The 25,760-nt window shown below is 62.9% G+C and carries 25 protein-coding genes and 2 pseudogenes; 3 read left to right on the forward strand and 24 right to left on the reverse strand.

Annotated elements, in window-relative coordinates; all coding sequences use genetic code 11:
* Positions 1 to 109: 109 nt before the first annotated feature.
* From C6W55_RS00965 to C6W55_RS01015, 11 genes are all read right to left on the reverse strand, one after another.
* A complete protein-coding gene (locus C6W55_RS00965; RefSeq protein WP_286890937.1) occupies positions 110 to 1,111 on the reverse strand; it encodes a hypothetical protein in 1,002 nt (333 codons plus the stop codon).
* A 125-nt stretch (positions 1,112 to 1,236) separates the two neighbouring features.
* The gene (locus C6W55_RS00970) at positions 1,237 to 1,743 is read right to left on the reverse strand and encodes a glycerol-3-phosphate dehydrogenase C-terminal domain-containing protein (RefSeq protein ID WP_083883284.1); all 507 of its coding nucleotides are present in this window, start codon (positions 1,741 to 1,743) and stop codon (positions 1,237 to 1,239) included.
* A 164-nt stretch (positions 1,744 to 1,907) separates the two neighbouring features.
* Positions 1,908 to 2,501 carry a GTP cyclohydrolase I FolE gene (folE, locus tag C6W55_RS00975; RefSeq protein WP_286890938.1) on the reverse strand — a complete coding sequence of 198 codons (594 nt, stop codon included), beginning with the start codon at positions 2,499 to 2,501 and terminating at the stop codon, positions 1,908 to 1,910.
* A 33-nt stretch (positions 2,502 to 2,534) separates the two neighbouring features.
* Positions 2,535 to 2,756 (reverse strand): YneF family protein, encoded by a 222-nt coding sequence (locus C6W55_RS00980; RefSeq protein WP_015255847.1) that lies wholly within the window; start codon positions 2,754 to 2,756, stop codon positions 2,535 to 2,537.
* Positions 2,757 to 2,806: 50 nt separating this feature from the next.
* Positions 2,807 to 3,370 carry a methylated-DNA--[protein]-cysteine S-methyltransferase gene (locus C6W55_RS00985; RefSeq protein WP_015255848.1) on the reverse strand — a complete coding sequence of 188 codons (564 nt, stop codon included), beginning with the start codon at positions 3,368 to 3,370 and terminating at the stop codon, positions 2,807 to 2,809.
* Positions 3,371 to 3,405: 35 nt separating this feature from the next.
* Positions 3,406 to 4,662: a tRNA epoxyqueuosine(34) reductase QueG gene (gene queG, locus C6W55_RS00990; RefSeq protein ID WP_015255849.1), complete on the reverse strand. Its 1,257-nt coding sequence runs from the start codon at positions 4,660 to 4,662 to the stop codon at positions 3,406 to 3,408.
* Positions 4,663 to 4,682: 20 nt separating this feature from the next.
* The gene (gene rnhA, locus C6W55_RS00995; protein ID WP_015255850.1) at positions 4,683 to 5,129 is read right to left on the reverse strand and encodes a ribonuclease HI; all 447 of its coding nucleotides are present in this window, start codon (positions 5,127 to 5,129) and stop codon (positions 4,683 to 4,685) included.
* Positions 5,130 to 5,143: 14 nt separating this feature from the next.
* Positions 5,144 to 5,758, reverse strand: a complete 615-nt coding sequence (gene lepB, locus C6W55_RS01000) for a signal peptidase I (RefSeq protein ID WP_286890942.1) — start codon at positions 5,756 to 5,758, stop codon at positions 5,144 to 5,146.
* Positions 5,759 to 5,883: 125 nt separating this feature from the next.
* Positions 5,884 to 6,306, reverse strand: coding sequence for a GNAT family N-acetyltransferase (locus C6W55_RS01005; RefSeq protein WP_015255852.1), 423 nt, complete (start codon positions 6,304 to 6,306; stop codon positions 5,884 to 5,886).
* A 321-nt stretch (positions 6,307 to 6,627) separates the two neighbouring features.
* Positions 6,628 to 7,284, reverse strand: coding sequence for a hypothetical protein (locus C6W55_RS01010; RefSeq protein WP_286890944.1), 657 nt, complete (start codon positions 7,282 to 7,284; stop codon positions 6,628 to 6,630).
* A 231-nt stretch (positions 7,285 to 7,515) separates the two neighbouring features.
* Entirely contained in the window at positions 7,516 to 7,641 is a 126-nt protein-coding gene (locus tag C6W55_RS01015) for an HTH domain-containing protein (protein ID WP_286890962.1), read from the reverse strand.
* 179 nt (positions 7,642 to 7,820) lie between these two features.
* On the opposite strand from C6W55_RS01015, the gene C6W55_RS01020 reads away from it, so the two are divergent.
* Positions 7,821 to 8,438 carry a superoxide dismutase gene (locus tag C6W55_RS01020; protein WP_286890945.1) on the forward strand — a complete coding sequence of 206 codons (618 nt, stop codon included), beginning with the start codon at positions 7,821 to 7,823 and terminating at the stop codon, positions 8,436 to 8,438.
* A 54-nt stretch (positions 8,439 to 8,492) separates the two neighbouring features.
* On the opposite strand, the gene C6W55_RS01025 is transcribed toward C6W55_RS01020, so the two are convergent.
* Both C6W55_RS01025 and lipA read right to left on the reverse strand, forming a co-directional pair.
* Positions 8,493 to 9,386: a YutD family protein gene (locus tag C6W55_RS01025; protein ID WP_015255856.1), complete on the reverse strand. Its 894-nt coding sequence runs from the start codon at positions 9,384 to 9,386 to the stop codon at positions 8,493 to 8,495.
* 57 nt (positions 9,387 to 9,443) lie between these two features.
* A complete protein-coding gene (gene lipA / locus C6W55_RS01030; protein ID WP_015255857.1) occupies positions 9,444 to 10,346 on the reverse strand; it encodes a lipoyl synthase in 903 nt (300 codons plus the stop codon).
* A 146-nt stretch (positions 10,347 to 10,492) separates the two neighbouring features.
* Here lipA and C6W55_RS01035 point away from each other — a divergent pair, with 146 nt between their 5' ends.
* The gene (locus C6W55_RS01035) at positions 10,493 to 11,578 is read left to right on the forward strand and encodes a M23 family metallopeptidase (protein WP_286890946.1); all 1,086 of its coding nucleotides are present in this window, start codon (positions 10,493 to 10,495) and stop codon (positions 11,576 to 11,578) included.
* Between the two features lie 15 nt (positions 11,579 to 11,593).
* Here C6W55_RS01035 and yunB read toward each other — a convergent pair whose 3' ends face one another.
* Positions 11,594 to 12,655 carry a sporulation protein YunB gene (gene yunB / locus C6W55_RS01040; RefSeq protein WP_353682002.1) on the reverse strand — a complete coding sequence of 354 codons (1,062 nt, stop codon included), beginning with the start codon at positions 12,653 to 12,655 and terminating at the stop codon, positions 11,594 to 11,596.
* Between the two features lie 210 nt (positions 12,656 to 12,865).
* Between yunB and C6W55_RS01045 the strand changes: the two are divergent.
* Positions 12,866 to 13,302 (forward strand): annotated as a pseudogene (locus C6W55_RS01045) (DUF4395 domain-containing protein).
* Positions 13,303 to 13,805: 503 nt separating this feature from the next.
* Here C6W55_RS01045 and C6W55_RS01050 read toward each other — a convergent pair.
* The 10 genes and pseudogenes from C6W55_RS01050 to C6W55_RS18020 all read right to left on the reverse strand — a co-directional run.
* Positions 13,806 to 14,906: a Gfo/Idh/MocA family protein gene (locus C6W55_RS01050; protein ID WP_286890947.1), complete on the reverse strand. Its 1,101-nt coding sequence runs from the start codon at positions 14,904 to 14,906 to the stop codon at positions 13,806 to 13,808.
* A gap of 66 nt (positions 14,907 to 14,972) precedes the next feature.
* The gene (locus C6W55_RS01055) at positions 14,973 to 15,698 is read right to left on the reverse strand and encodes a ThuA domain-containing protein (protein ID WP_286890949.1); all 726 of its coding nucleotides are present in this window, start codon (positions 15,696 to 15,698) and stop codon (positions 14,973 to 14,975) included.
* Positions 15,699 to 15,716: 18 nt separating this feature from the next.
* On the reverse strand, positions 15,717 to 16,877 hold the full coding sequence (locus tag C6W55_RS01060) for a Gfo/Idh/MocA family protein (RefSeq protein ID WP_286890951.1): 1,161 nt from the start codon (positions 16,875 to 16,877) through the stop codon (positions 15,717 to 15,719).
* A gap of 63 nt (positions 16,878 to 16,940) precedes the next feature.
* Positions 16,941 to 17,969 carry a LacI family DNA-binding transcriptional regulator gene (locus C6W55_RS01065; RefSeq protein ID WP_286890953.1) on the reverse strand — a complete coding sequence of 343 codons (1,029 nt, stop codon included), beginning with the start codon at positions 17,967 to 17,969 and terminating at the stop codon, positions 16,941 to 16,943.
* A gap of 230 nt (positions 17,970 to 18,199) precedes the next feature.
* Positions 18,200 to 18,760 (reverse strand): nitroreductase family protein, encoded by a 561-nt coding sequence (locus tag C6W55_RS01070; RefSeq protein ID WP_286890955.1) that lies wholly within the window; start codon positions 18,758 to 18,760, stop codon positions 18,200 to 18,202.
* A gap of 28 nt (positions 18,761 to 18,788) precedes the next feature.
* On the reverse strand, positions 18,789 to 19,520 hold the full coding sequence (locus C6W55_RS01075) for a ZIP family metal transporter (protein ID WP_286890957.1): 732 nt from the start codon (positions 19,518 to 19,520) through the stop codon (positions 18,789 to 18,791).
* 95 nt (positions 19,521 to 19,615) lie between these two features.
* Positions 19,616 to 20,962: a hemolysin family protein gene (locus tag C6W55_RS01080; protein ID WP_286890959.1), complete on the reverse strand. Its 1,347-nt coding sequence runs from the start codon at positions 20,960 to 20,962 to the stop codon at positions 19,616 to 19,618.
* 135 nt (positions 20,963 to 21,097) lie between these two features.
* Positions 21,098 to 21,982, reverse strand: coding sequence for a TetR/AcrR family transcriptional regulator (locus C6W55_RS01085; protein ID WP_286890960.1), 885 nt, complete (start codon positions 21,980 to 21,982; stop codon positions 21,098 to 21,100).
* Positions 21,983 to 25,207 carry an efflux RND transporter permease subunit gene (locus C6W55_RS01090; RefSeq protein WP_286890961.1) on the reverse strand — a complete coding sequence of 1,075 codons (3,225 nt, stop codon included), beginning with the start codon at positions 25,205 to 25,207 and terminating at the stop codon, positions 21,983 to 21,985.
* Positions 25,208 to 25,603: 396 nt separating this feature from the next.
* Positions 25,604 to 25,760: pseudogene (locus C6W55_RS18020) on the reverse strand (group II intron reverse transcriptase/maturase); the annotation flags it as partial.

The raw sequence follows: 25,760 nt of genomic DNA on the forward strand, positions 1-25,760 counted from the left end.
TGGGTGTGGTAAACTTCACCTTAAGGGTGCTCCTCTCTTTGGGTGATGTTGTTCGCATAAACACCATTCTACCAAAGATTTGGAGCACTTTTCATATTTTCAGAGTATGTTACTTTCGAAATTCAGGGTAATCAGAATTATGCAAAGATACCTGAACCGAATCCCATTTCTGATTCAATGATTTTCCAACGATATTCGTTCCATCAAATCCTGCTTTGGCAATCGATGTAACTCTTTTTACAGACGTTGTGGTAATGCTTGTCAGAGATGTTGATGCAAATTTTACCTCTGTCGCTCCTACAATAAGATAAGCCGTATAGGTCGTTGCCGAGGAGCTGGCCTTTTTCAAATAAAACTTCAGGTTGTTTACAACATCACCGGGATTTTTCTTGTATGCTTCATCAGCATATGCAAAACCACCAGAACGAATATATGGCAACCAAATCCCTCTGCCGCGCTGGTACGAATATCCTCCCTCGACACCCGAACCGCTCGACGGATCGAATCCATAGTAGACCCACGCTTGCTCGTCCAAACCTACATTATTGGAGGCATATTCTACAGTAGGCAATGTTACGTTGGCGATGATTCCATCAAATCCCGAGAAATTCAGCTGACGCCTTTCAAATGCTCCTGTATTCCCGCCAAAAATTTCTTGGACAGTCGGATTGCTCTTGCTGAGAATTTGAACCTGATCTTTTTTCAACCCCTTGTCTTCTACTGCCTGGGGTTCTTCGAATTCATCATACTTTTTCGCTTTTCCCAGGTACCCGCGTTTCGAACTATAGACATCTCCTGTTTCGGAATCAAGATATACGTAGTCGGCATTTTCCAATTGCTGAATCTTGTCCAGCACCTGGGCTGCCTTGATATTGGATTTGGATTTCAATTCGAGGTTGCTTTTGATTCCTTGCAGGGAAGTTTGATCATCAAAAGGAATTCCTGCCGAACGCAATTCTTCCAAAATCACAACTCTCTTGTGCTGTTCAAAATCAACCGGAATTGCTTTTGAATCCTTTACGGTGGAAACTTCCGCACTGGAGAAATCTGTCAACGCCGTAAACAGCATCGCCGCAGCAGCCAGGGATACTGCCGCCTTTTTCAATCTCATAACTTTTCCTCCTTTAAGTAATAATTTAGTATTAATATGGTTATTATAAATATTAGCATTTTTTTTGTTTTTTTCAATTGGGCTTAGGTCGCATGGTACAATAGACTTAAACCTAGTCTTTTGCCTCACGGTGCCACCGCCTCCGCCAGCAACCGCTCCAGCTCCCGGTCGTACTCCACGCACCGCGCGGCGCTCCATTCGAGCAGCTCGGCCATCGCGGCGCTCGCCGTGTCTTTCCACCGCAGCACTCCGGGGCGGTCGAAGTACAGCCGGCCCGTACAGCGAACCCAGAAATACGCCGGCGTCGCGGCCATCTCCGCCGTGACGGCGTACCGCAGCTCCGCGGCAAGCGCGACAGGCAGCCCGTGCCGCTCGGCGAACTCGCGCGACTCGCCCGCCAGCGCATAGAGTTTCAGCGCGTTGGAGCCATATCGGCGCGCGATCCGCTTCGCCTCTACCGCGTCGAGCCCGGCCAAGACGCCGGCTTCGATCTGCCGCCGGACATGCGCCTCGAACCCGGCAGCGCCCCCGACGACTAGCCCTGCCTCGAATCCAGTTCGTGTACCTTGGCCCGTGCGTTTGCCTACGGCTTCCTTCAGATTCCGCCTCGCGGCGGATACCCTTGCCCTCAGCTAGCGGTTGGCGCTCGCCAGCCCCCTTTCGGGACTTTCACCCTAAAGATGACGCCCATTCCGGGTGTACACGCAGACGGCCCGCGCTCCGCTCAAGGGGAGCACGGGCCGTGCCGCAATCAGATCGTTCGCTGTGGCAAGCTTAGCGCCAAGCCAAGCAGCGGTCAAACTTTCAACAATTCAAGAAACTCCGTACGCAGCGCCGCGTTCTCCCGGAATTCCCCTCGGATCGCGGAAGTGACCGTCTTGCTGCCCGGCTTCTTGACGCCGCGGGCGCACATGCACAGATGCTCGCCTTCCACGACGACCATGACGCCGTGGGGATGCAGCCTCTCCTCGAGGATGTCCGCGATCTGGCTCGTGATGCGCTCCTGCACCTGCAGCTTGCGCGTGACCGCCTCGACCAGCCGCGCCAACTTGCTCAGCCCGACGATTTTACCGCTCGGGAGATAGCCGATGTGCACCTTGCCGAAAAACGGCGCGAGGTGATGCTCGCACTGGCTGTAATAGACGATATCCTTCACGATCACGAGTTCTTCATGCTGCTCGTCGAACGTGACGCCGAGGACGTCGCCGGGATCGACCGAATAGCCGGCGTAGATTTCCTCGAACATTCGCACGACGCGGGCCGGCGTATCGAGCAGCCCTTCCCGGTCGGGGTCTTCCCCGATCATCCGCAGCATTTCCCGGACGAGCCGCTCCAGTTCGGCACGGTTCTCCGCCACATGCCGATTGGCATAATCCTTCACGCCTGCCATCTCGATGATCGCCTCCCCCGGAGGCACAACGGCCTATTTGCGGCCGATGTTCCCCCGTTTCATCATCTGCTGCGCGCGTTGCAGCTGCTGTTTGTTCAGGTTGTAGCCCATCTGCCTGGCCATCTTCTGCAGCATCTCCGGATCGCTCTGCATCTTCATCAGTTGCTGGCGCAGATAGAAAACGCCGCCCGCGAATCCGCCGACCAGGCCGACGACCAAAGTCAGAATCGGTATGATGATATCCCATGCGCTCATTTCGGCCGCCCCCCCTTCTGCATGATGCGTTCTCCCGCGATGCCACTAAATCATAGCACGTTCGCCAGCGGCCGGGCAACGTTCGCGGCCAACCGCTCCAGTTCGAGCAGGCGCCTTTTCGCGTCGAGCCCGCCCGCGTAGCCGACGAGCGATCCGTCCGCGCCGACGACCCGGTGGCACGGCACGATGATCGGCAGCGGATTCCGGTTGTTCGCCCCGCCGACCGCCCGCACCGCCGACGGACGGCCGATCGCCCCGGCGACCGCCTTGTACGAGCGGACTTCGCCGTACGGAATGGCGGCGAGCGCCGCCCACACCGCCTTCTGGAAGGGCGTGCCGTACATCGCCGTCGGCAGCTCGAACCGGAAGCGCTCGCCGCGGAAATAGGCCGCAAGCTGTGCCGCCGCTTCCTTGAGCAGCGGATCGTCCGGCGCGTGCCGGAAATCGCCGGCCAGTCCGTGCTCGGCCGCCCATGCGGTCAAGGCCGCGCGGCGCTCTTCCATCCGGCCGAATTCGACCCGGCACAGCCTGCCGTCCGCCTTCAGAAGCACGAGCGGTCCGACGGGCGAATCGATTTCGATCCAGCGGACAAGTGTCGGTTGCCCCATATCCATACCCAGTCCTCCTTCCGCAGCGCATGCGGCGGGCGTCAGACGCCCGGCTTCGCCGCGCCTTCCTCGTATATAGGAACGCCGCTGTCCGCGCCGCCGTGCCTGCGGTCGTCCGCTCGGCCGCCGGCCGCATCCCGCGGCTCGGGATTCTCAAGCGCCTCAAGCGCCGCCTTGATCCGCGCCGAAGTTTCGGGATCGGCCTCGCGATCGAGCGCCTGCCGCAGCGCCCGCTCCGCCTCGGGGCCGCCGATGCGGCCGAGCGCCCAGGCGGCCGTGCCGCGCAGCACCGGACGCGGATCGTCCGTCAGCACGCGGATGAGATCCGGCACCGCCGACGCCTCGCGGAAATGGCCGAGCGCGATGACCGCGTTGCGCTGGATCGGCTTCTTGCCCCGCCAGGCGGCGGCGGACGCGCCGAACCGCTCCTTGAACTCGCGGTTGCTCATCGACAGCAGCGGCACAAGCAGCGGCTTCACCGTGTCCGGGTCCGGCTGCAGCTCCTCGTGATGCGTCCAGTCCTTGCCGCGGTTCACGGGGCAGACGATCTGGCACGTGTCGCAGCCGTACAGCCGGTTGCCGATCTTGCGCATCTGCCCGTCGCTCAAGTAACCCTTGGTCTGCGTCAGATACGAGACGCACGCCTGCGCATTGAGCTCGCCCGGCCCGACGAGCGCGCCGGTCGGGCAGGCGTCGATGCACTTCGTGCACTCGCCGCACATCTCCGTGACCGGCGCATCCGGCGGCAGCGGCAAGTTCGTGATCATCTCGCCGAGGTACACCCAGGAACCGAACTCGGGCGTGATGATCGAACAGTTCTTGCCGCTCCAGCCGATGCCGGCCCGCTCGGCGACGGCGCGGTCGACGAGCGCGCCCGTGTCCGTCATGGACAGCGCCCGAAGCTCCGGCGCCCGCTCGCGCAGCCATGCCTCGAGCCGGCTCAGCCGGTCCCGCAGCACCTCGTGGTAGTCGCGCCCCCATGCCGAGCGCGACAGGATGCCGCGGCGGGCCCCCGGCTCGGACTTCGGCGCATCGCGCAGCTTCGACGGATAGGCGACCGCAATCGCGATGATCGATTGCGGGTCCTCCATCAGCAGCGCGGGATTCGTCCGCTTGTCGAGGTCCGGCTCCTCGAAGCCGGATTCGCGGCCGAGCGCGCGGTGCCGCTCCAGCGTGCGCCTGAGCTCTGTGAACGGCTCCGCCGATGCGACGCCGATCTTGTCGATGCCGAGCGACCGCGCCGCCGCTTTCATCTCCGCCTTCAGCTCGGCGTAAAACGCCGCGGGCCGCTCCGTCATGGCGGATCGCGCCTCCTTCGTCAGCCCGGCTGCGACTGCCGCCGGATCTCGGCCCGGGCCAGCTCGTCGCACCGGTTGTTCCATTCGTTGTCGCTGTGGCCTTTCACCTTCACATAGGATACCCGGTGACGCTGCATCAGCGACCAGAGTTCCTGCCAGAGATCCTGATTTTCCACCGGCTTGCCCTTGCTGTTCCGCCAGCCGTTCTTCAGCCAGCCCTGCATCCAGTTCTGCCGGAAGCAGTTCACCACATACGCCGAATCGCTGTACACCGTCACGGCGCAAGGCTCTTTGAGCTGCTTGAGCGCCTCGATGACCGCGACGATCTCCATCCGGTTGTTCGTCGTCATCGGTTCGCCGCCGGATATTTCTTTGCGATGCGGTCCATAGAACAGAACGGCGCCCCAGCCCCCCGGCCCCGGGTTGCCGGAACATGCGCCGTCCGTGTAGATCGTCACTTCTTTCACGTGCCGTGTCGCTCCTATATCTTCTTCCAGCGCGGGATCGGCCAGAGGATGAATTCCGCCTTGCCGAGCAGGCTGCCCGCCGGCACCGTCCCGAACGAACGGCTGTCCTTGCTGGCGCCGCTCCGCCGGTTGTCGCCCATGACGAACACCTTGCCCGGCTCGACGGTCAGCGGCCCGAAATCGGGACTGGCGATCGCGACATCCGTGTACGGCTCGACCAGCCGCTCACCGTTCACATACAGCACGCCGCCGCGAATCTCGATCGTGTCCCCCGTGACGCCGATGATCCTTTTCACAATGTACTTGCCGTCGCCGTACGCCGGCGCCGGATCGACCAGCACGGCGATGTCGCCGCGGGCCGGTCCGCCCAGCCGGTAGCCGATCTTGTTGACGAGCAGCCGCTCGCCCGTCCTCAGCGTCGGTTCCATCGAAATGCCTTCCACGATCGTGAGGTCGAAGACGAACAGTTTCAAAACGGCCACGACGACAACCGCAACGGCGAGCGACTTGAGCCAATCGAGCAGCTCTTCCCGCCATCCCTTCGGCTTCGCGCCACGCCTTCGCCGGGATCGTTCGCGCCTGCCGGCATGCCGGTCATCCGCCTCCATGGTCTCCGCCGGAATGTTCATGACACCCTCCGCCCGCGGATGCCCTCAAGGGCGCTGAGAATAGAAAAGCATATCTTGCGGCCAAAAGCAAGGCGCGCAACATATGCTGTGAGAACTTCGATCGATTCGCCGCCCAAGGCCGGCCTTCAGCCCGCCATGATCGCGAGTTTTCGGTTCGAGTTCTGGAAATCCTGGGCTTTGTAGCCCATGGCTTCGTATAGCGGAAGAATCGGTTGGTTATGCTCGTCCGCGGCAACCATGACCTGCGTTACCTTGCGCTGTTCAAACCGGATCTTGAGCCCCTGGATCAGCGCCTTCGCGCATCCCCGGCCGCGATAGTCCGGATGAACGGCGATCCGGTAGTAATAGCCGCGGTCCCTGTCGATCGTGCCGATGATGAAGCCCGCGATGGCGCCTTCAATCTCCGCCACCAGGATCAGGTCGCTGTCCCAGCCGAGCTGGCGGGCGAAAGCTTCGCGCGTCTCTTCACAACAGGCTTCGGAGAGAACGGACTCCATCAGCTCCGATACCGCACGGTAATCCGACAGTTGAAAAGAGCGAACAACCATGGAATGAGTACCCCCGCATTTTCGTCAAATGAGAAAAAACAAGCACCTATTCGAATACGACAAAAATGAACGGATTCCTGCAAAATCTTAAAAAAAGTTTAAAAAATTCGTCTCATTCGTGGAAATGTTGTCTGTAGATATGTATTTTAAGCGCTTACTTCCATTAATAGTTATTCCCGTCCGGAAATGCGGGTCCACTGCAGAGGCAGACAGCGGCATCTCTTATTGCTACTCTATGCACGCGCACACCGGCAGGTCCATGCACCATGTCTCGTCTTATCGAAATGTATATGAACGAATCCTCGACAGATTCCACCCGACTCAAATCACCCCGTACGCCCGCAGCGTCTTCAGCCGTTCCACCGTTATCCAGCCGCGCCATGCCAGCTCCGCGCCGGGGCTGACCGTCTGCCAGTGGATCGGCCAGCCGCCGTCTTCCCGCTGCAGGCGGACGAGCGCCTCCAGATGCTCCCGCACTTCCGACTCCGTGACGAATTTCGCCGCGTAGATGTCCGGATGCGGCGCCCAGTCCAGCACTTTCTGCACGAAGCCCGAAGCGTTTGCGTCCCGCACAATGGTCCCCGGACGGGCCAGCCAGGCGTCGACCTTGGGCCGGTGCCGCTCGGCCAGCTCCCGGTCGGGCGTGTGCTGCAGGAACGCCAGCCAGTTCACCCCGTCATAATAGCCCTCGGGCTGTTCGTTCTCGAAAAAGCGCCAGATGAACGCCACATTCTTCTGGAACCACTCTTCCCCGAAAATGTCCGTTCGCACCCGCTGCTTGTACAGGATCGCGATGACGTTGCCGGTCGGATTGATCGACGGCGCATCGTCGCGCTCCACTTTCCACCACGGGGCATGCGGATATTCGCTCGCGCTCTTGAAGACGAAGGGCAACCCGCCGTCCGGCAGCGTGATGTCGCGATAATACCGGATGATCCCGTCCAGCAAGTCCGGCGCGAAATACCCGATTTCGTCCATACCAGAACCCGTGCGCCGCGAAGATGCGCCGCGGCAGCAGCTCCAGCCAGCGCCGGGAGCTGGCGGACCGGTAGTCGGCACGAATCCAGCGGGACGCGGCGGCGTGTTCCATCAGCTCTGACAGATGCGGCGTCTTCACCTTCCTTTCCGGAACTTCGATTTCCACCCGGTCCAGCACCGGCTCGATCGCCTCAAGCATCGGCTTCGGAAGCACGGCCCGGATCTTGTCGATCACCGTCCAGCGGGCCTGGCGGAAAGGGGTATCGTCCGCCTGGACACCTCGAACTTGTCCGCCAGACTTTGCGCCGTCTCCGGCCGCTGCTGCAGCGCGATCAGAATCGCCACCAGCCTGTCCATCCGTCTCAACGCGGTTCCCTCGCTTCCCGTCATGATCATAGCAACACGACGGTGACATGAAGATTGTCACCGATTCAAGCCTTCCTCGCGCCGGACTTTCGCAACATCCATGTTGATTTATTCCGGCGAATCATGGATAATAATGCTGTAAAAAATTGAACGCAGGAGGTAAACGAACCATGGCTCATCAACTGCCACCGCTTCCGTACCCGACGAACGCGCTCGAACCGCACATCGACGCGACGACGATGGAGATCCACCACGGCCGTCACCATAACACGTATGTCACGAACCTGAACGCAGCGCTCGAATCCGCTCCGGAACTGCAAAGCAAGTCGGTCGAAGAGCTGATCTCGAACCTGAACGCCGTTCCCGAATCGATTCGCACGGCTGTTCGCAACAACGGCGGCGGCCACGCGAACCACTCGCTGTTCTGGACGATCTTGAGCCCGAACGGCGGCGGCGCTCCGACGGGCGCGCTCGCTGCGGCGATCGACAGCGAACTGGGCGGCTTCGAGAAATTCAAGGAAGACTTCACGAAAGCGGCCACGACCCGTTTCGGTTCCGGCTGGGCCTGGCTGGCGGTATCGCCGGAAGGCAAGCTGAAAGTGTACAGCCTGCCGAACCAGGACAGCCCGCTCATGGAAGGCGACACGCCGATCCTCGGTCTGGACGTATGGGAGCATGCTTACTACCTGAAATATCAAAACAAACGCCCGGACTACATCGCCGCGTTCTGGAACATCGTCAACTGGGACGAAGTCGGCAAGCGCTACGAAGCAGCCGTGAAGAAATAAAAATAGCCTGACAAAAAGGGGTTTTCCCGCTGCGGGAAAACCCCTTTTCGCTGTTTACGTCTCGCCGGATCCCGCCGGCGCGGCTTGCTGCGCGTTCGGCCGCCGGTTCCGGTGCTGCTCGCCGCCCGAACGGTCGCCCTTGGGATGGCGCGATCCGCGCGGCGCGTCGCCGGGGCGCGCGTTCGGCTGCCGGCCGCAATGCAGGTCGCCGCGGGAAGCCTCCGGCTTCCGGCCGCCCGATTGATGCTGGTGCCGCTCGCCCTTGCCCGGCGCACCCTGGCCCTGCTGTCCGCCGCGCGGCTCCTGCCGCCCGCCGGACGCCCCTCCGCGCTTGCCGCCGTGCTGTCCGCCGCCCTGCCCCTGCGGCTTCTGCTGCCCGAATCCCGGGCTCTTGGGCGCCTGCCGCTTCTGCTGCTTCTGCTGCTCGCGCTGTTCCCGCGCTTCCCGCAGTTCGCGCTGCAGAATGAGCGCTTCCAGCTCCGCCCGCTCGGCCGCGATGCGGAGCGCCCGGCCTTCCCGGCCGGTCGACTGGTCGGCCCGCCAGCGCATGAGCCGCTCGCCGCCGGGCAGCGCGGCCGCCTTGCCGGCGAGGCCGGCAGCAGTCTCGCCGGTGGCCGGCAGCGCGTGCGTGAACACGACCGGCTCTTCTTCCGGCGCCGTCCGGCTGCGTTCATCCCCCGGCACCCGCCGCAGGACGAAGTACGCGCAGCCGAAGTTGCAATATTCGTGCAGATAGTCGACCAGATGGCTGATCGACGTATCTTTCGTCGCTTTCGGATGATTGTCGCGGAAAAATCCTTTCAACCTCAGCTGGTTGTAACCCCAATCGCCGATGACGTAATCATAGCGGTCCAGCACTTCGCTGTACCGTTCCCTGAAGGCTTCGGGGTTCCAGCCGCCTTTGTGATCGAGCACCAGCTCGAATACTCTGCCGCCGATATTGATCAAGATGAACCCCCATTTCCCGCACCGGTTCTGTTCCGATGCTTCCCCGAATCCTTTCGCTCAGTTTCCGGCCGAATGGGTCAGCGCCGCCGCCGCCGATTGCACCTGCTCATGGGCATGATAGGAACTGCGCACGAGCGGACCCGATTCGACATGGCGGAAGCCTCTTTTGAGCCCTTCTTCCTTCAGCGCTTTGAATTCGTCCGGATGGACGTACCGCTCCACGGGCAGATGGTTCGGCGTCGGCTGCAAATATTGTCCGATCGTCAAAATGTCGCAGTCCACGGCGCGCAGGTCGTCCATAGCCTCGAGAATTTCGTGCCATTCTTCCCCGACCCCGAGCATCAGGCTCGACTTCGTCGGAATGTTCGGCTGCATCTCTTTCGCCTTCCGGAGCAGTTCGAGCGAGCGGTCATATTTGGCCTTCGCCCGCACCTTGTCCGACAGGCGGCGGACCGTCTCGATGTTGTGGTTCAGGATGTCGGGCTTCGCGTCCATGACGGTGCGCAGCGCATCCCAGTTGCCCATGAAGTCCGGAATGAGCACCTCCACGCTGCACAGCGGCAGCCGCTTGCGGATCGCCTTGATCGTCATGGCGAACACCTGCGCGCCGCCGTCGGCCAGATCGTCGCGCGCGACGCTCGTCACGACGCAGTGGCGCAGCATCATCTGCTCTGCCGCTTCCGCGACCCGTTCCGGTTCGGCCAGATCGAGTTCCGTCGGCTGGCCGGTCTTCACCGCGCAGAACCGGCAGGCGCGGGTGCAGATGTCGCCGAGGATCATGAACGTCGCCGTCCGGTTCGCCCAGCATTCATAAATATTCGGACAGCGCGCTTCCTCGCATACGGTATGCAGCGTCTTCGCGCGCATCATCGTCTTCAGTTCGGCATAGTTGCCGTCCGTCGCAAGCCGGATCCGAAGCCAGTCCGGCTTCGGCAGCCTTTGCTTTTCGCGTGTGCTCATGGGGGATCCCCGCTTTCCTTACGGGCGGGACCGCAGTCCCAGACCCTTGCTAGAGTGGAGCCATAATCTTTCTTATTATAACACGATTCGGATAAAAACCAATGATCTGCAGATGCTAACGGAGGACAAGGAGGCGATGGAACGCTATGCTTCGGTTGACGCGGAGAGGCGCGGGGAGCCGGTTCGACATGGCATCGCGGGCCGTTCGACGCATCGCCGCAGCCTGCGCCGCCCTGGCGCTTCTGGCTGCTGCGGCGGTTCCCGCCGCCCATGCAGCGCCCGCGGCCGGCAAGAAGACGCCGGAGCGCGACGTCTATGCCGAACGCCGCGTGCTGTTCGACCGGGTCAGCATGCTGACCGGCATCCCCTGGCACCATCTTGCCGCCATCGACCAGTACGAACGGACGCTGACGAAGGCTCGTCCCAAATCGCGGCCCAAGCCGGCCGGTCTGATCGCCATCTATGTGCCGCCCGAACGGTGGGCGGGCGAGCTGAACCCGGACGAGAACGAGACGAATCCGGCGGTCATCCGCCATTTCGGCGGCATCGGCCTGGACGGCAACGGCGACGGACGCGCCGACCGGACGGATGACGAGGACATCCTCTGGACGGTCGCGCAGCAGTTGCTCAAATCCGGCACGGCGGAAGACGATTTCGCCATCGGGCTGTGGGAATATTACCACAACACCCGCGCAGTCCAACGCGTCCTGCAGTTTTCCGCGCTGTACGCCGCCTTCGACCGGCTCGATCTCGACGATCACGCGTTCCCGCTGCCCGTCCGCGCCGACTACTCGTATCGGGACACCTGGGGAGCGGCGCGGGGCTGGGGCGGCTACCGGATTCACGAGGGTACGGACATTTTCGCAGACTACGGCGTGCCCGTCCGCAGCACCTGCTACGGCGTCGTCGAGACGAAAGGATGGAACCGGTTCGGCGGCTGGCGGATCGGCATCCGGGACATTGACAATGTGTATCACTATTTCGCCCATCTGTCCGGATATGACAAAAACCTGAAGCCCGGCGACATCGTGAAGCCGGGCCAGGTGATCGGCTGGGTCGGCAGCTCCGGATACGGCAAGCCCGGCACGTCGGGCAAGTTCCCGCCCCATCTCCACTTCGGCCTGTACCGCGACCGCGGCCTCGTCGAGTGGGCGTTCGATCCTTATCCGTTGCTGAAAAAATGGGAACGCGAGGACAGGCAGCGGATACGGAACGGCACGTACAGGTGGTGAGCGGCCGCGTTTTTCTCACGATTCCTCCGGCACGGCGTCTTCGTTTCCGGTTCCGGTCTCGTCATGCGCCTCGCCGGAGGTTTCTCTGTCCGGTTCCGGCAGCGGCAGCGCGATATTCGGCGCGTGATCGGCCGTTGATCCGGACGGATTGCCCTTGTTGTCGTAATAGTACATCGGCACGTCGCCGACGACGAGCAGATACGAGATCGGAATTTCCGTCACGACCGTCTCCGGCTTCGTATCGAACGGAATGATGATCGCCATTTCGGCCGTAATCCGGATATACACTTCCACGAGGATCATGTTGATGCCTGCGTCCCGCTGGCGCGTGCCCAGCTCCACCTTCGCCGCGCCCACGGGCTCGAAACGGACGGGCAAGCGCGGGCCGAACGACGCGATCACCGCGCTGCCGATCGCCTGGCCGATCGGGATGTGCTCGGGCACATGCTTGATCTCGTGCAGCGTCCGCTGCACCGTCTCGATCGTCTCCGAAGTGATGCGCATGTGCTCGGCATAGTTCAGCATGAAGCCGGACACCCGTCCGTCTTCGCTTTTCTGCCATTCCACGAGCCGTTCCGCGTTCGCATGGCTCGCCACATGATTGCTGATCGCCTCGTTGATCGCCCGCGTCACGATCTGCTTCACCCGCATCGTGGCGACATGCATGAGCGGCGGGCGGAGGTTGCGTTCCACATAGACGAACGTGACGGTCACGAACACGAAGAAGGACAGGAAGACGATCAGGAACAGCCGCTTTCCGCCGAGCCTCCGTCTTTCCCGGCGCGGAGGCCTTGAGCTGACGCGCATTCGCGTCCCGGCGGGCCGGTTCTGCCGTTCGCCCCGCGCCGGACGGGCGAACAGAGCGGTCCGGCCGCCCGCGACAAAATGGCCGCCCGATGCGGGCCGGCTTCCGGAGACGAACCGGCCCCCCGAGGCCGGACGGCTGCCGGCGGCAAATCGTCCGCCCGCGCCGGGCCGGCGCCATCCTCTGCGCCGGCGGATGCGCATGACGCCGCGCCTTCCCGGCAAGAGCGCGCCGAGCCAATGCGCGATGCCGCGTCTTCCCCATCTCGCCATTCGCGTCACCTCCGCTGTCTGGCCGCCAGCCGCCCGTCCGACGGCTTCCTCATCCCAGCATATGCGCCCCCGCCCGGAAACATTTCCCCGCCGTGATCTTCCGCCCGCCTTCATTGACATCCGGCGCCTGCTGCGTTTTAATGATGAGAAGATAGATAAGATTGGTCGGTTTTAGCTTGAGGATCACGGATTTCGGAAGGAGGTCCCGACATGAAGGAAATCCCGCTTCCCCTGATCAAAGCGAATCAGGCCGGCATCGTCCTGTTCGTCGTCATCGCGCTGGCCTCTCAGCAGCCGTGGTGGATCTACGCCCTGTTCCTCATCCAGCTCGCCGGCCTTGCGTTCGGCCCGCGGGCGAGCCTGTTCATTCTTCTCGCCCGGTCGGCGCTGACCGACGAACGGCTCAAGCGGTCCGAGACGCAGGCGGCGGAGCTTTCCAGGTTCAACCAGACGATCGCCGTGCTGCTGCTCGGCCTGTCGTCCGTGTTCCATCTCGCCGGCTGGAGCTGCCGGGACACATCGCCTCCGGCATGGTCGGGCTGGCCGCGCTGGCCGCCCTGGCGGGCTATTGCATCGGCTGTACGATTTACTACCAGTACAAGAAATGGCGGGCGCTGCGCGCGCGTTCGCGGACGGACAACGCCTGATTCCGCGCGCATGAATTCGCTGCCCCGTCCGCCGGTGCCCGGCCGTTGTGTGTAACCCCGCATCGCAGGCGAGGCTGTAGTGTGCATGGCACGTTACAGCGGCTCGCACGGCGTTCAAGCCCGCCCCCGTCCCGGAGGAGCGAAGAGATGTAGAGTAAAGGGCTGGGGGACCAGCCCCTCCCCTTTGCGCATCACCGGCATCCGGCGGAGGTGGCGGCCCAAGAAGTCGAATCCCTGATCTCGTTCACACGTCCACAAGTTCACCAGCCTGCTTTGCTCCGTGTTCCATTGTTCACGGTGTCCATTTTTGCTTCTAATCCGGAAAGTTTGCGCGAAATCGGCCGTTTTCCCGAAATTAGAAGAAGCTTCTGCGCCTATTCGCGGCGATTGTGCCTTTCCAGTCGGAATAGCAGCAATTATTGCGCTAATCCACACCCGGACGGTCCAAGGCGCAAGAAAGCCGATCAGGAACAGCCTTCCTGATCGGCTTTCTTTCACAAAGCTTAGTCCAGCGTGAATTCCGGCAATCCGGCCGGCAGCGGCGCGGGCTTCGCGCAGGTGCTCGCCATGACGTAATGCCGGCCTTCCTCCGACGCCGCGTGGAAGCCGTGCATCGCCTCGAGCACGTGATACGCGAGCGCGCCGTTCGCGCGATACGGCCGGCCCGTGCGGATCGCCTTCGCCATGTCGGCGGCGCCGATGCCGCGCGAATTGCCCGTGTAGCCGTGGGTGAGCGGCACCTCGACCCATTCGCTCGTGCCCGCCTTCGCGAGGCGCACCGGACCGCCGAACGTGTTCGGGTCCGGCACGACCAGCGTGCCTTCGCTGCCGTACACTTCGATGCGCGGCAGCGTCGAGCCGCCCTTCACGTCGAAGCTCGTAATGATCGTGGCGACCGGTCCCGCTTCAAAGTCGATGACGCCGGCGATATGCGTCGGCACTTCGACCGGGATGACCGTCCCGGCCTTCGGCTGGCTCGTGATCGTACGCTCCGGGAACGAGATGCGCGCCGAGCCGGTGACGCGCCGTATCGGGCCGAGCATGGCGACGAGCGCCGTCAGATAGTACGGCCCCATGTCGAACATCGGCCCGCCGCCGGCCTGATAGTAGAACTCCGGCGACGGATGCCACGACTCGTGGCCGCCGCTCATCATGAACGCCGTCGCGCCGATCGGCGTGCCGATCGCGCCTTCCTCGATCAGCTTGATGCAGGTCTGGATGCCGCCGCCCAGGAACGTGTCGGGCGCGCTGCCGACGACCAGTCCCTTGCGTCCGGCCAGTTCCAGCACCTCGCGGCCTTCCTCGCAGGTCACCGCCAGCGGCTTCTCCACGTAGACGTGCTTGCCGGCTTCGAGCGCCTTCAGGTTCACCGGCGCGTGCGCCTTCGGAATCGTCAGATTGATGATCATCTCAATCTCCGGATCGGCAAGCAGCTCTTCGACGGAGCAGCCGCGCACGCCGTATTCCGCACCTTTGGCGATCGCACGCTCGACGTCGATGTCCGCGCAGGCGACAATCTCGAGCGATTCAAACCGGCTGCCGTTCTGAAAATATATGCCGCTGATGTTGCCGGTGCCGATAATGCCGGCTTTCACTTTGTCCATTGCCGAACTTTCCTTCTTTCCGTATCAAGTGTTGATGCCCGGCATGCGCTTCCCGCCAGCGCCGGTTCAGTCCGGGCTGTCTCCCATACCCGTGTAGCTGGTGTAAATAACCGGGTTGGTGCCGCCGTAAAGCTCCTTGCCTTCCGCCGCCCACAGGAAGCCGCGGCGCATCAGCTCCGTCACTTCCGGCATGCGGAGCACGCTCGCCACGTGGCCGAGCGAACAGTAGTAGACGCGGCCGACGCCCCAGCGCTTCGTCCAGACGACCGGCATGTCCACGGGGCCGTTCAGCGCATGCGGGCCGGGGACGGTCGGGAACTGCGTGACGGCCAGCACTTCGACCGCGGGGTCCACATGCAGATAATACTGCTCGCTCTTCACCGTGAAGTCCTCTATCCCCTCCGTCAGCGGACTCGACGAATGCTTGATCTTGACAAGGTATTCGACGCCGTCGTTGCCCGGATGCGCGACCCAGTTTCCGCCGGTCATGAACTGCCAGTCCACGTTCTCGCGGAACGCATCGCACATGCCGCCGTGGCAGCCCGCGAGGCCTACGCCGCTCTGCACCGCCTCCGACACGTTTCGCACGTAACGCTTCGGGATCTTGCCCATCGTCCAGATCGGGATGATCAGGTCGAGCGACATCAGTTTTTCCTTGTCCGCAAAAGCATCCAGCGTATCCGACACTTCGACGGAAAACCCTTCCTTCTCCAGGATGCCCCGAAAATGTTCCGCGGCCTGGTCCGGCTCGTGGCCCATCCAGCCGCCCCATACGATCAACGCCTTTTTCATGAGGTTCTCCTTTCCCGCTTACATTTCGCTGATCTTCACCCAGCGCCGCTCTTCCACCGACTTCTCGACCGCTTCAAGCACCGCCTGGCATTTGACCCCGTCACGGAAGTTCGGCACCGGCTGGCGGCCTTCTTCGATCGCGTTCAGCAGTTCGACGATGACATGCGTGAACGTCTGGCCGTAGCCGATCGAGTGTCCGGCCGGCCACCAGGCGTCCATGTACGCGTGCGCCGGGTCGGTTGCCATGACGCGGCGGAAGCCCTGCACATCGTCCGCGTCGTCCGTGAAGTAAACCTGCAGTTCGTTCATCCGCTCGAAATCGAACTTCACGCTCCCCTTCGAGCCGTTGATCTCGAACGCGTTCGTGCACCGGTGGCCCGGCGCGAACCGCGTCGCCTCGAAGCTGCCGAGCGCGCCGTTCGCAAACCGCGCGAGGAACAGCGTCGCATCGTCGACCGTCACCTCGCCCTTCGGCGCGGACGCGTCGCCCTTCGCGCTGAGGCCGGTCATCGAAGACGGCAGCGGCCGCTCCTTGATGAACGTCTCGCTCATGCCGACGACCTCCTCAATGTCGCCGACGAGGAAATGCGCGAGGTCGATCAGATGCGCGCCCAGGTCGCCGTGCGCCCCGGAGCCGGCCACTTTCTTGTCCAGCCGCCAGACGAGCGGGAAGTCCGGATCGATGATCCAGTCCTGCAGGAACCATGCGCGGAAGTGGTAGATCCGGCCGAGCCGCCCCTCCTGTACCAGCTTCTTCGCGAGTTGGACAGCCGGAGCGAACCGGTAGTTGAAGCTGACCATGTGCTTGACGCCGGCTTCTTCGGCGGCCTGCAGCATCTCGCGCGCGTCGGCGAGATTCAGCGCCAGCGGTTTCTCGCAGAACACATGCTTGCCCGCCCGGGCGGCCGCGACGGCGATTTCCTTGTGCGCGTCCGACGGCGCGTTGATGTCGACGATGTCGATGTCATCGCGCTGCACCAGCTCGCGCCAGTCGGTGACCGCCGACTCCCAGCCGAACTGGGCGGCCGCCTGCTCGACGCCGGCCTTGTTCCGGCCGCAGATCGCCTTCATGACCGGCACCGGCGAACCGGGGAACGCCATCGGCACTTCCTTGTAGGCGTGGCTGTGCGCCTTGCCCATGAATTTGTACCCGACCATGCCGATGTTCAACTGCTTCATGCGGATCATTCCTCCCACACGGGTCAGATTGTATGAAGGTCCGGGGCGCATGGCTCCGGCCGTTCACGGACGCGGCGCGGAAGACTCGCGCACGACGAGCTCCGTAGGCAGCGTCTCGTGGAACACGGATTCCGTTCCCCGCCAGTCGGGCAGCCGGTCCAGCAGCCGCTCCGCGGCGGTCCGTCCCATCTCGCCGAACGGCACGCGGACGGAGGTCAGGGGCGGGTCCACCATGGCGGCCGCGTCCGAGTCATCGCAGCCGACGATCGCGAGGTCGTCCGGCACCCGGACGCCGCGCTCGCGCAGCGCCTGCATCAGCCCGATCGCCATCCGGTCGTTCGCGACGAAAATCGCATCCAGATCGCGCAGCCGGGCGTACACGTCCTCCGCCGCGCGGCGGCCGCTCGTGCGGCTGTAGTTGCCGGCGAACATCCGCTTCGGGTCCGGCGCAAGGCCCGCTTCCCGCAAAGCCCGCATATAGCCGGCTTCCCGCTCCCTGCTTGGTGAATACCACGGCGAGCCGTTGAGGAAACCGATTTTCCTGTAACCGCTCTCAATCAAATGCTCCACGGCGCGCCGGCTGCCTTCCTCGTGCGCCGCGCAGACGGAGCTTGCCCGGCCGTCGCCAGAGCGGTGATCGATCAGGCAGAACGGCAGCCCTTCTTCCGCCATCGCCCGGATGCCCGCCTCTTCCTCCGGCAGGCTGCTCGCCCCGAGCACGATGCAGGCGTCGATCCGCACCGAGCGGAACAGCGGCACGTAGTCGAACGGCTCCTGCGGCCTGCGGTACAGGAGGAGCAGCCCCATGCCGCGCTCGCGCACCGTCTCGCCGATGCCGTCCAGCATTTCGGAGAAATAGTATTTCGAAAACAGTCTCACCTTCGGCACATGCGGCAGCACGACGCCGAGGTTGCCGCTCCGGCCCCGCGCGAAACTGGCCGCCAGGGCGTGGATCTGATAGTTGAGCTTTCGGGCCGCTTCCAGCACCCGCTGCCTGGTCTCCTCCCGCACCGGGCCGACACCGTTCAGCACGCGCGAGACCGTCGCTTCCGAGACGCCTGCCAGTTCGGCCACTTCTTTGCGGGATGCCACCTTGTCCTTCCGCTCCCAACTGACGTTGCGCTTCGTTTGCGCGGCAGCGCCGGGACATGAGGATGCATGCCCGACGGCGCGCCTCCCCGCTCCGAAGCGCCGCGCCCGAATAATGGATTGCGGTGTGATGTACGCGCGTACATTTTCGCACGAAAAGAAGGGGAAGTCAATGCACGCGCCCCAATTTTTTGCACGACATGCACGCTTCCCCCCGTATCCGCCGCGCCCGCTCAGGACAGCCAGACCGTCTTCTCCGCGGCCGGCCTGCGCTTGCCCGCGGGCAGCGGACCTTCCGGCTCGCCCAGATAGATGAGGCCGACGAGTTCCTCCGTCTCCTGCAGGCCGAGCGCCTGCTTCATGAGCGGATGGTACATCGGCTCGCCGGTGCGCCAGATCGCGGCCAGCCCGAGCGCATGCGCCGCCAGCAGCAAATTTTGCACGGCCGCATGAGTCGCCGCGAATTCCTCGCCGCGCACGACCTTCGGCGCATCGGACGGCAGCGCCGACACCGCGATGACGACCGGCGCGCGGTACGCCTTCGCCTCCGCCTTGACGCGCACCGTCTCCCGCTCCTCCTCCGGAGCCCCGAGCGCCGCGATGTCGCCGTAAGCCTTCGCCAGCACGCCGCGCCCTTCGCCCGTCATGACGCGGAACCGCCACGGCTCCGTGCCGTGATGGCTCGGCGCCCAGTTGGCCGCCTCGAGAATCGCTTCGATCGTCTCGCGCGGCACCGGCTCCTGCCTGACCCGGCCGAACGACCGGCGCGTGCGGATCGCCTCCAGTACGTCCATATGTACGCCCCTCTTTCCCTGTTTCAAGTCAGCCGAACACATTCGCGATATAGATCATCGCGAGCAGGCCGGCAATAAAACTGTAGGTCGAAGGCCGCTCGAACCCGTGTCCGTGGCTTTCGGGAATGAGCTCCTTGTACGCGATGAACAGCATGGCCCCGGCCGCGAACGCCAGCCCCGGACCGATCATCCCGTCGATGCGGCTGGCCGCCCCGTAGCCGACCACCGCCGACACCATCTCCATGAGGCCGGTCGCCGTCACGATGAGCAGCGATTTCAGCTTGGGCGTCCGCGCGTTCAGCAGAAACACGGCCAGAATGAGCCCTTCCGGCATGTTCTGCGCCCCGATCGCGATCGCGACCATCGGTCCGAGTCCTTCGTTTCCGCTCGCGTAGCTGAACCCCGTGCTGAGGCCTTCGGGAATATTGTGGATAAAAAGTGCGATCATGACGAGCAATGCCTTGTTGTCGAGCGAGCGGAGGCCGTTTTTGTTCTCGACGTCGATGTGGGGGATGTTCCGTTCGATCGCATCCAGCACCAGCACGCCGAGCACGAGCCCGGCGGTCATCGCCCAGAAGCCGGCTTCGGCGATCGCCTGGGGAAGCAGGCCGAACGTCGAAGCGGACACCATGATGCCGGCCGTGAACGCGACGAGAATGTCTTTCCACCGCTCGGACATTTTACGGATCAGGAGCACCGGAAGCCCGCCCAGAACCGTGGCCATGGCCGATACGAAACTGCCGAGCAAAGCGTCCTCCAAGACCGCCAGCACCTCCCGCTTTCCTGTGCGCTAGTTCCGAGTATAGCACGAGCGCGGGCGGCGGCAAGCCCTTTTGTCGGGCTGCGGAAGGCTCGTCATTCGGCCGGGGCCGCCGCGTCTTCCATTTTCCCCGCAGTCCCGGCTTCTCCGCTTCCCGGCGGCACGATCCGAACCTTCGCGATCCGCTTGTCGATCGGGCCTTCCGCGCGGAAGGTGTACCCTTCCCAGACGATCTCCGCCTGGTCGCCCGCCTCCGGGAACCGTCCGAGCTGCCCGATGACGAAGCCGCTCACCGTGTCGTACCGGTCCACCGGCAGCCCGATGTCCAGCAGTCGCTCGATCTCGTCGAGGTCGACGATGCCGCTCACGAGCAGCGATTGGTCGTCCATTTTCACAATATCGCGCACATCTTCATCGTATTCGTCAAAAATGTTGCCCACGATTTCCTCAAGCAGATCCTCGGCCGTGACAATGCCCGCCGTTCCCCCGTATTCGTCGATGACGATCGCCATGTGGACCTTGTTCTTCTGGAATTCCCGGAACACTTCGTCGATCGGGCGCTGCAACGGCACATGATACGGCTTGCGCAGCAGCTTCGTCAGATCGAACGCCTCTTCGTCGCAGTCCATGACGTACATCGTCAGATCCTTGACGTGCAGAATGCCGACAATATCATCCATATGTTCGCGGTAGACGGGATAGCGCGTATATTTCTCGCTGCTGATCGTCGCGACGACGTCCTTCAGCGTCGCGCCGAGCGGGATGCCGACGACGTAGAGGCGGTGGGTCATGATCTCGCCGACGGTCTTGTTGTCGAAGTCGAAAATGTTGTTGATCATCATTTTCTCCGTCTTGTCGATCGCGCCCCGCTCCTCGCCGACATCGACCATCATCCGAATCTCTTCCTCCGTCACTTCTTCATCGTCCGCGTTCGGATCGACGCCGAACAGGCGCACGATCAGGTTCGTCGAACCGGTGAGCAGCCGCACGACCGGATAGGTGACCGTCGACAGGAAGACGAGCGGACGGACGGCGAGCATCGCGATCGGCTCCGCTTTCTTCATCGCGAGCCGCTTCGGCACCAGTTCCCCGAACACGAGCGTAAAATAGGAGAGCACCAGCGTGATGACAACCAGCGCGATCGTATGCAGCAATTTCTGCGGCACCGGCACGCCCTGGTTCGCGGCGAACGCCGCCAGATCGTCCGCGAAGCTCTCGGCCGCGAACGCACTCGCGAGAAATCCGGCCAGCGTGATCCCGATCTGGATGGTCGCGAGGAACCGGCTCGGTTCGCGCAGCAAGCCCTCGAGCAGTTTCGCTTTCTTGTGTCCGTCCTCCGCCATCGCGCGAATCCGGTTGTCGTTCAGCGAGATGAGCGCGATCTCGGAAGCGGCGAAAAAGGCGTTCAGCAGGATTAGCACGATGAGCACAATGATTGCCATGCGTTCACTTCCCCGTCCTGTTCTGGCACAGACTCCATGCGTAGTATAAGGCTTGCGGCGGTGAAATATGTCCGCGCGGACTTTTCCGCACAGACAGGAAAACCGTCGCCGGCGGCATCGCCGCGGCAGCGGGCTTCACATCTGCTGCATTTCCCGTTCCAGCCGGTCGACGGCCGGCTGGAGCGGCTCGGGCGCGAGGGCTCGCACATGGCCCAGCATGGCGCGCAGAATGACGCGATTCGGCAGCAGTTTCGCCGCCTCGGCCGCAAGCAGGCCGAGCGCTTCCTCCAGCTCGCCGGTATCCGCGCCGTCCGCCCGGAGGGCTTCCAACTGTTCCCGCAGCTCCCGGATCGCGGTCTGCCGCGACGCCGGACCGCAGCCGCCCGTCAGACTCCGGACCAGCTCTTCGAGCTCATCGCCCGGGACGAGCGGACGCTCGCCGCTGCCGGACAGCCCGGCGACGATGTCGTCCATCCGGGCGACGAGATACCGCGCCAACCGCTGCGGTTCGAGCGGCTTGCCGCCGAGCAGGAAATATCCGATGAACTCGCCGATCGCGCCCTGCATCATCAGCGCGATGTCGCAGGCATAAGGCGCGCAGGCTTCGCCGTACACACTGCGGATCGACCGCTGCAGCCAATCCGCCGTCTCCGCCCGGATCCGCAGGACGAATCCGGGCAGCGCTTCGTGGATTTCGCTCGCATGGTCATGCCAGAGCCGCCGGATCCATTCGGCGTTGTCCGAGCCCACGGCGAGCTGCGCCTCGAGCTGGCGGATGAACCGCTCGCGCGGGGTCAGGCCATCATCCGCCTCCAGTTCCGACATCCGCCGCCGGACCCGGTCGTAGACGTCAGAGATGGCGGCCAGCGCCAGCTCGTCCTTCGATTTGAAATGGAGATAGATGGACCCTTTCGCCACCCCGGCTTCCTCGGCGATTTCCTGCATCGACGCCGCGCGGTAGCCTTTGCACGCAAACACGCGCAAGGCGGCGGACACGATCATCCGTTTCTTGTCCGACAACTAGATCCGCTCCTCGACCTGCTTGCGGCGGAAGCGCATCAACACTTCGTAGATCGCCGGCACGATGAACAGCGTGAGCAGCGTCGAGCTGGTCAGGCCGCCAATGACCGTTACCGCCAGTCCCTTCGAAATGATGCCCGCGCCTTCGAGGCTGAACAGCATCGGCAGGAGGGCGCCGACCGTCGCGAGGGCGGTCATCAGAATCGGGCGCAGACGGGTCCCGGCCGCCTCGATCAGCGCTTCCCGCGTTGCGAGGCCTTCCCGCTCCTTGTGGATGACGCGGTCGATGAGCACGATCGCGTTCGTGACGACGATGCCGATCAGCATGAGCAGACCCATCATTGCCGAGACGTTCAGCGTCTCGCCGGCCAGCAGCAGCGCGATGAATGCGCCGATCGCCGTGAACGGCAGAGAGAACAGGATCGCGAACGGCGCCAGCCCGCCGCCGAACGTGATGACGAGCACGAGGTAGACGATCGCGACCGCTGCAGCCATCGCCAGGCCGAGCTGCGTGAACGTCTCGTTCATTTGCTCGACGACGCCGCCGAACTCGACATCAACCGAGGCCGGGAGTTCGAGATCGTTGATCTTTTGTTTCAGCGCGGAAGAGGCCTTGCCGACGTCGGCAGTCGTTACTTCGGCCGTCATGTTCGTGTACAGACGACCGTCCAGCAGGTTGATCGCGTTGGGCGATTCGCCGCTTTCGACCTTCACGACATCCCGGATCGGCACCTCGAAGCCGAGCGGCGAGGTGAGCGCCACGCCGGTCATGTCGTCGATCGTGTCGTAATGCTTCGTCTCCGACTGCACATAGACGTTGTACACTTCGCCGTCTTCCTGGATCGTCGTCAGGACGGGCCGCTCCCGCACGGGGGCAAGCGCGAGCATGATGTTGCCGGTCGTCAGCCCGTACCGGCTGAGCTGCGCCTGATCCGCGAGCAGCGTGTACTGGTCGTAAGTCTCTTCAAGCCCCGTCTCGATGTCCTTGAAGTTCGGATCCTCTTCCATGAGCGCCTTGATTTTTTCGGCCGCGTCGCGGATGTCTTCGTAGCTGTCGCCGAATACGGTCAGGGTGAAGCCGCCCGCGCCGAAGGCGCCGGCCATGTCGACCAGCCCCCACTCGCCTTCGCCCGGAGCCTTCGCCTGCACATCGGCGAGCACCTGCTCCTTGACTTTCTCGAAGTCCTTGATGTCGTTCTCGAACAGGACATAGAACAGCGCGGACCGGTCCGAACCGAAGCCCATCATGGGGCCGCCCTGGTTGCCGATCGCGAACTGCATGTCCGTCACGTCGTCGCGGTTCAGCAGGTAGTCCTCCGCCTTCAGCGCCAGATCGTACACTTCATCCTGCAGATCGCCCGGCGCCGGCGTATAGGTGATCATCGCGTATTTCTGCTCTTCCTCCGGAAGGAAGCTCGTGCCGATGAGGGTGCTGAGTCCGACGCTCGCGACGAGCAGCAGCACCGCGACGGCGAACGTCACGATCTTGTGGCTGAGCGCCCAGCGCAGCCCTTTCTGGTACGCTTTCGCCAGCCGTCCGGGGCCTTCGGTATGCTTGCCCTCGGGCAGACCGCGCTTGAACAGCGTATGCGCCAGCATCGGCACGATCGTGATCGCGACGAGCAGCGACGCCAGCAACGAGAACACCATCGTCAACGCGAACGGCATGAACAGTTCGCCCACCATGCCGCTGACGAGGCCAAGCGGCACGAAGACGGCGATCGTGACGATCGTCGACGACATGATCGGGATGAACATTTCCTTCGTCGCCGAGAGGATGAGCGCCTTGCCCTTCAGTTGCTCGCCGGTCAGCGACATGCGCCGGTAGATGTTCTCGATGACGACGATCGAGTCGTCCACAACCCGGCCGATCGCGACCGTCATCGCGCCCAGCGTCATCATGTTGAGCGTGATGTCATTCACCTTCAGCAGCAGGATGCCGATCAGGAGCGACATCGGGATCGAGATGACCGCGATCAGCGTCGAGCGGACGTTGCGCAGGAACATCAGAATGATGATGACCGCGAAGATCGCCCCGAACAGCGCCTTCTCGAGCATCGTCGCGATCGATTGCTCGATCGGTTCGCCCTGGTCGAGCATCGTGATGATGTTCAGGCCTTCGGTGTCTTCCTTGAAGGCATCAAGCTCGGCCTTGACCTTGTTGACAACTTCGACCGTGTTCGCGTCCGGCGCCTTGATGATCTGTACGGCGATGGATTCCTGTCCGTTCGTGCGCGAGATCGATTCCGCCTTGCCGACGAACTCGATGTCCGCGATTTCCGAGAGCGGAACCGTCGGCAGGCCGCTGTTCATCAGCGCGGCGAGCAGGCCGGCGCCGTCCGCGCCGGCTTCGCCGGCCCCCATGCCTGCGGCGGCGTCCATGCCGGCGGCCGCATCCATGCCTGCGGTACCGCCCATGCCGGCCGCGGGGTCCATACCCGCAGCACCGCCCATACCGGCGGCCGCTCCTTCACCGCCGGACGGAATGAGCGGAATGGCCAGATTGCGCAGATCGTTCAGCGAACGCACGCCGCCGTCCACGACGATGTTTTTCTGTGTATCCTCCATCTCGAACAGACCGAGCGGCGCCTTCAGCACCGAACCCTGGATGATGCCCCGGACCGTATCCTTGCTGAGGCCGTACTCTGCCAGCTTGTCCTCTTTCCAGGTCAGGATGACTTCACGAATGTATTGGCCCGAGATTTGAACTTCCGATACGCCGTCGATACCCTCGAGGGACGGCCGCAGTTCCTCTTCGATGACCGCGGTCAGCTCCTCGAGCGACAGCGTGTCGCTGCTGACGCTGACGGCCAGCACCGGGAAGGCGTTGATCGTAATCCGGGAGAGCGTCGGTTTCGAAGCGCCTTCCGGCAGCGTGACGCTGTCCACCGCTTCGCGGGCTTCTTCGAGCGCCTCTTTCATGTCCTTCTCATACTCGTACTGAATGAACAGCGACGAGACGTTCTCTATCGACATGGATTGCATGACGTCGACGCCATTCAGATTGCGCAGCCGCTGCTCGATCGGGCGCGTCACCTGCTCCGCCACCTCGTCGGGCGCCGCGCCCGGATAGATCGTCGTTATTGAAATAACCGGAACGTTGATGTCCGGGATCGTTTCCTGCTTCATCGTGAGCCCGGCGTAGAGACCGGCCGCCACGACGATGAAGGTCATGATCCACAACGCAAACTTGTTGTTCAGCGAAAATCGGATGATGCCGTTCAACCAATTCCACTCCTTTGTCCGTTGTGCTGACCGATTGGTCAGAATGGTATTATTCTATCCTGTCAAGAGATTGAATTTCAAACGAACACCTCCGTTGACCAGTCGGTCAGACCCCTTTCGCCCGTTATGTACAGCCTTTGCAGGCCCACCATTTACATACGGTCGAGCCCGCGCCCGGGAGCCAAAAAATTGCACGAATCGCGCCCAGTGCCCGCCCGCAGCGGCGTTTCGGGTCCGGGCGCCGGACGCGCGCCGACCGCGCCCCGCCTGCAACGGTACTGCGTGCCGTTAACGGACCTGTCACCGGCCTCGAAACAATCGAGTAGGAGGGGGCGGCTAGCCCCCGACCTCTCACACCACCGTACATGCGGGTCCGCATACGGCGGTTCCGTAAGGTTAACAAAGTTCCAGGTAACGAGAAAGCATACTTTTCAGCCCTTTCGCTTCCCAGTAGGAAGTCGGAAGGGCATTGTTTGTGTTACGGGACATTTCCCACGGACCACGGCGTGAGTTCGCCATCATTCGAGCCGCCCATTCGGGCACGCCGAGTGCA

The organism is Thermobacillus sp. (assembly GCF_003390775.1).
Taxonomy (GTDB): Bacteria; Bacillota; Bacilli; order Paenibacillales; family Paenibacillaceae; genus Thermobacillus; species Thermobacillus xylanilyticus.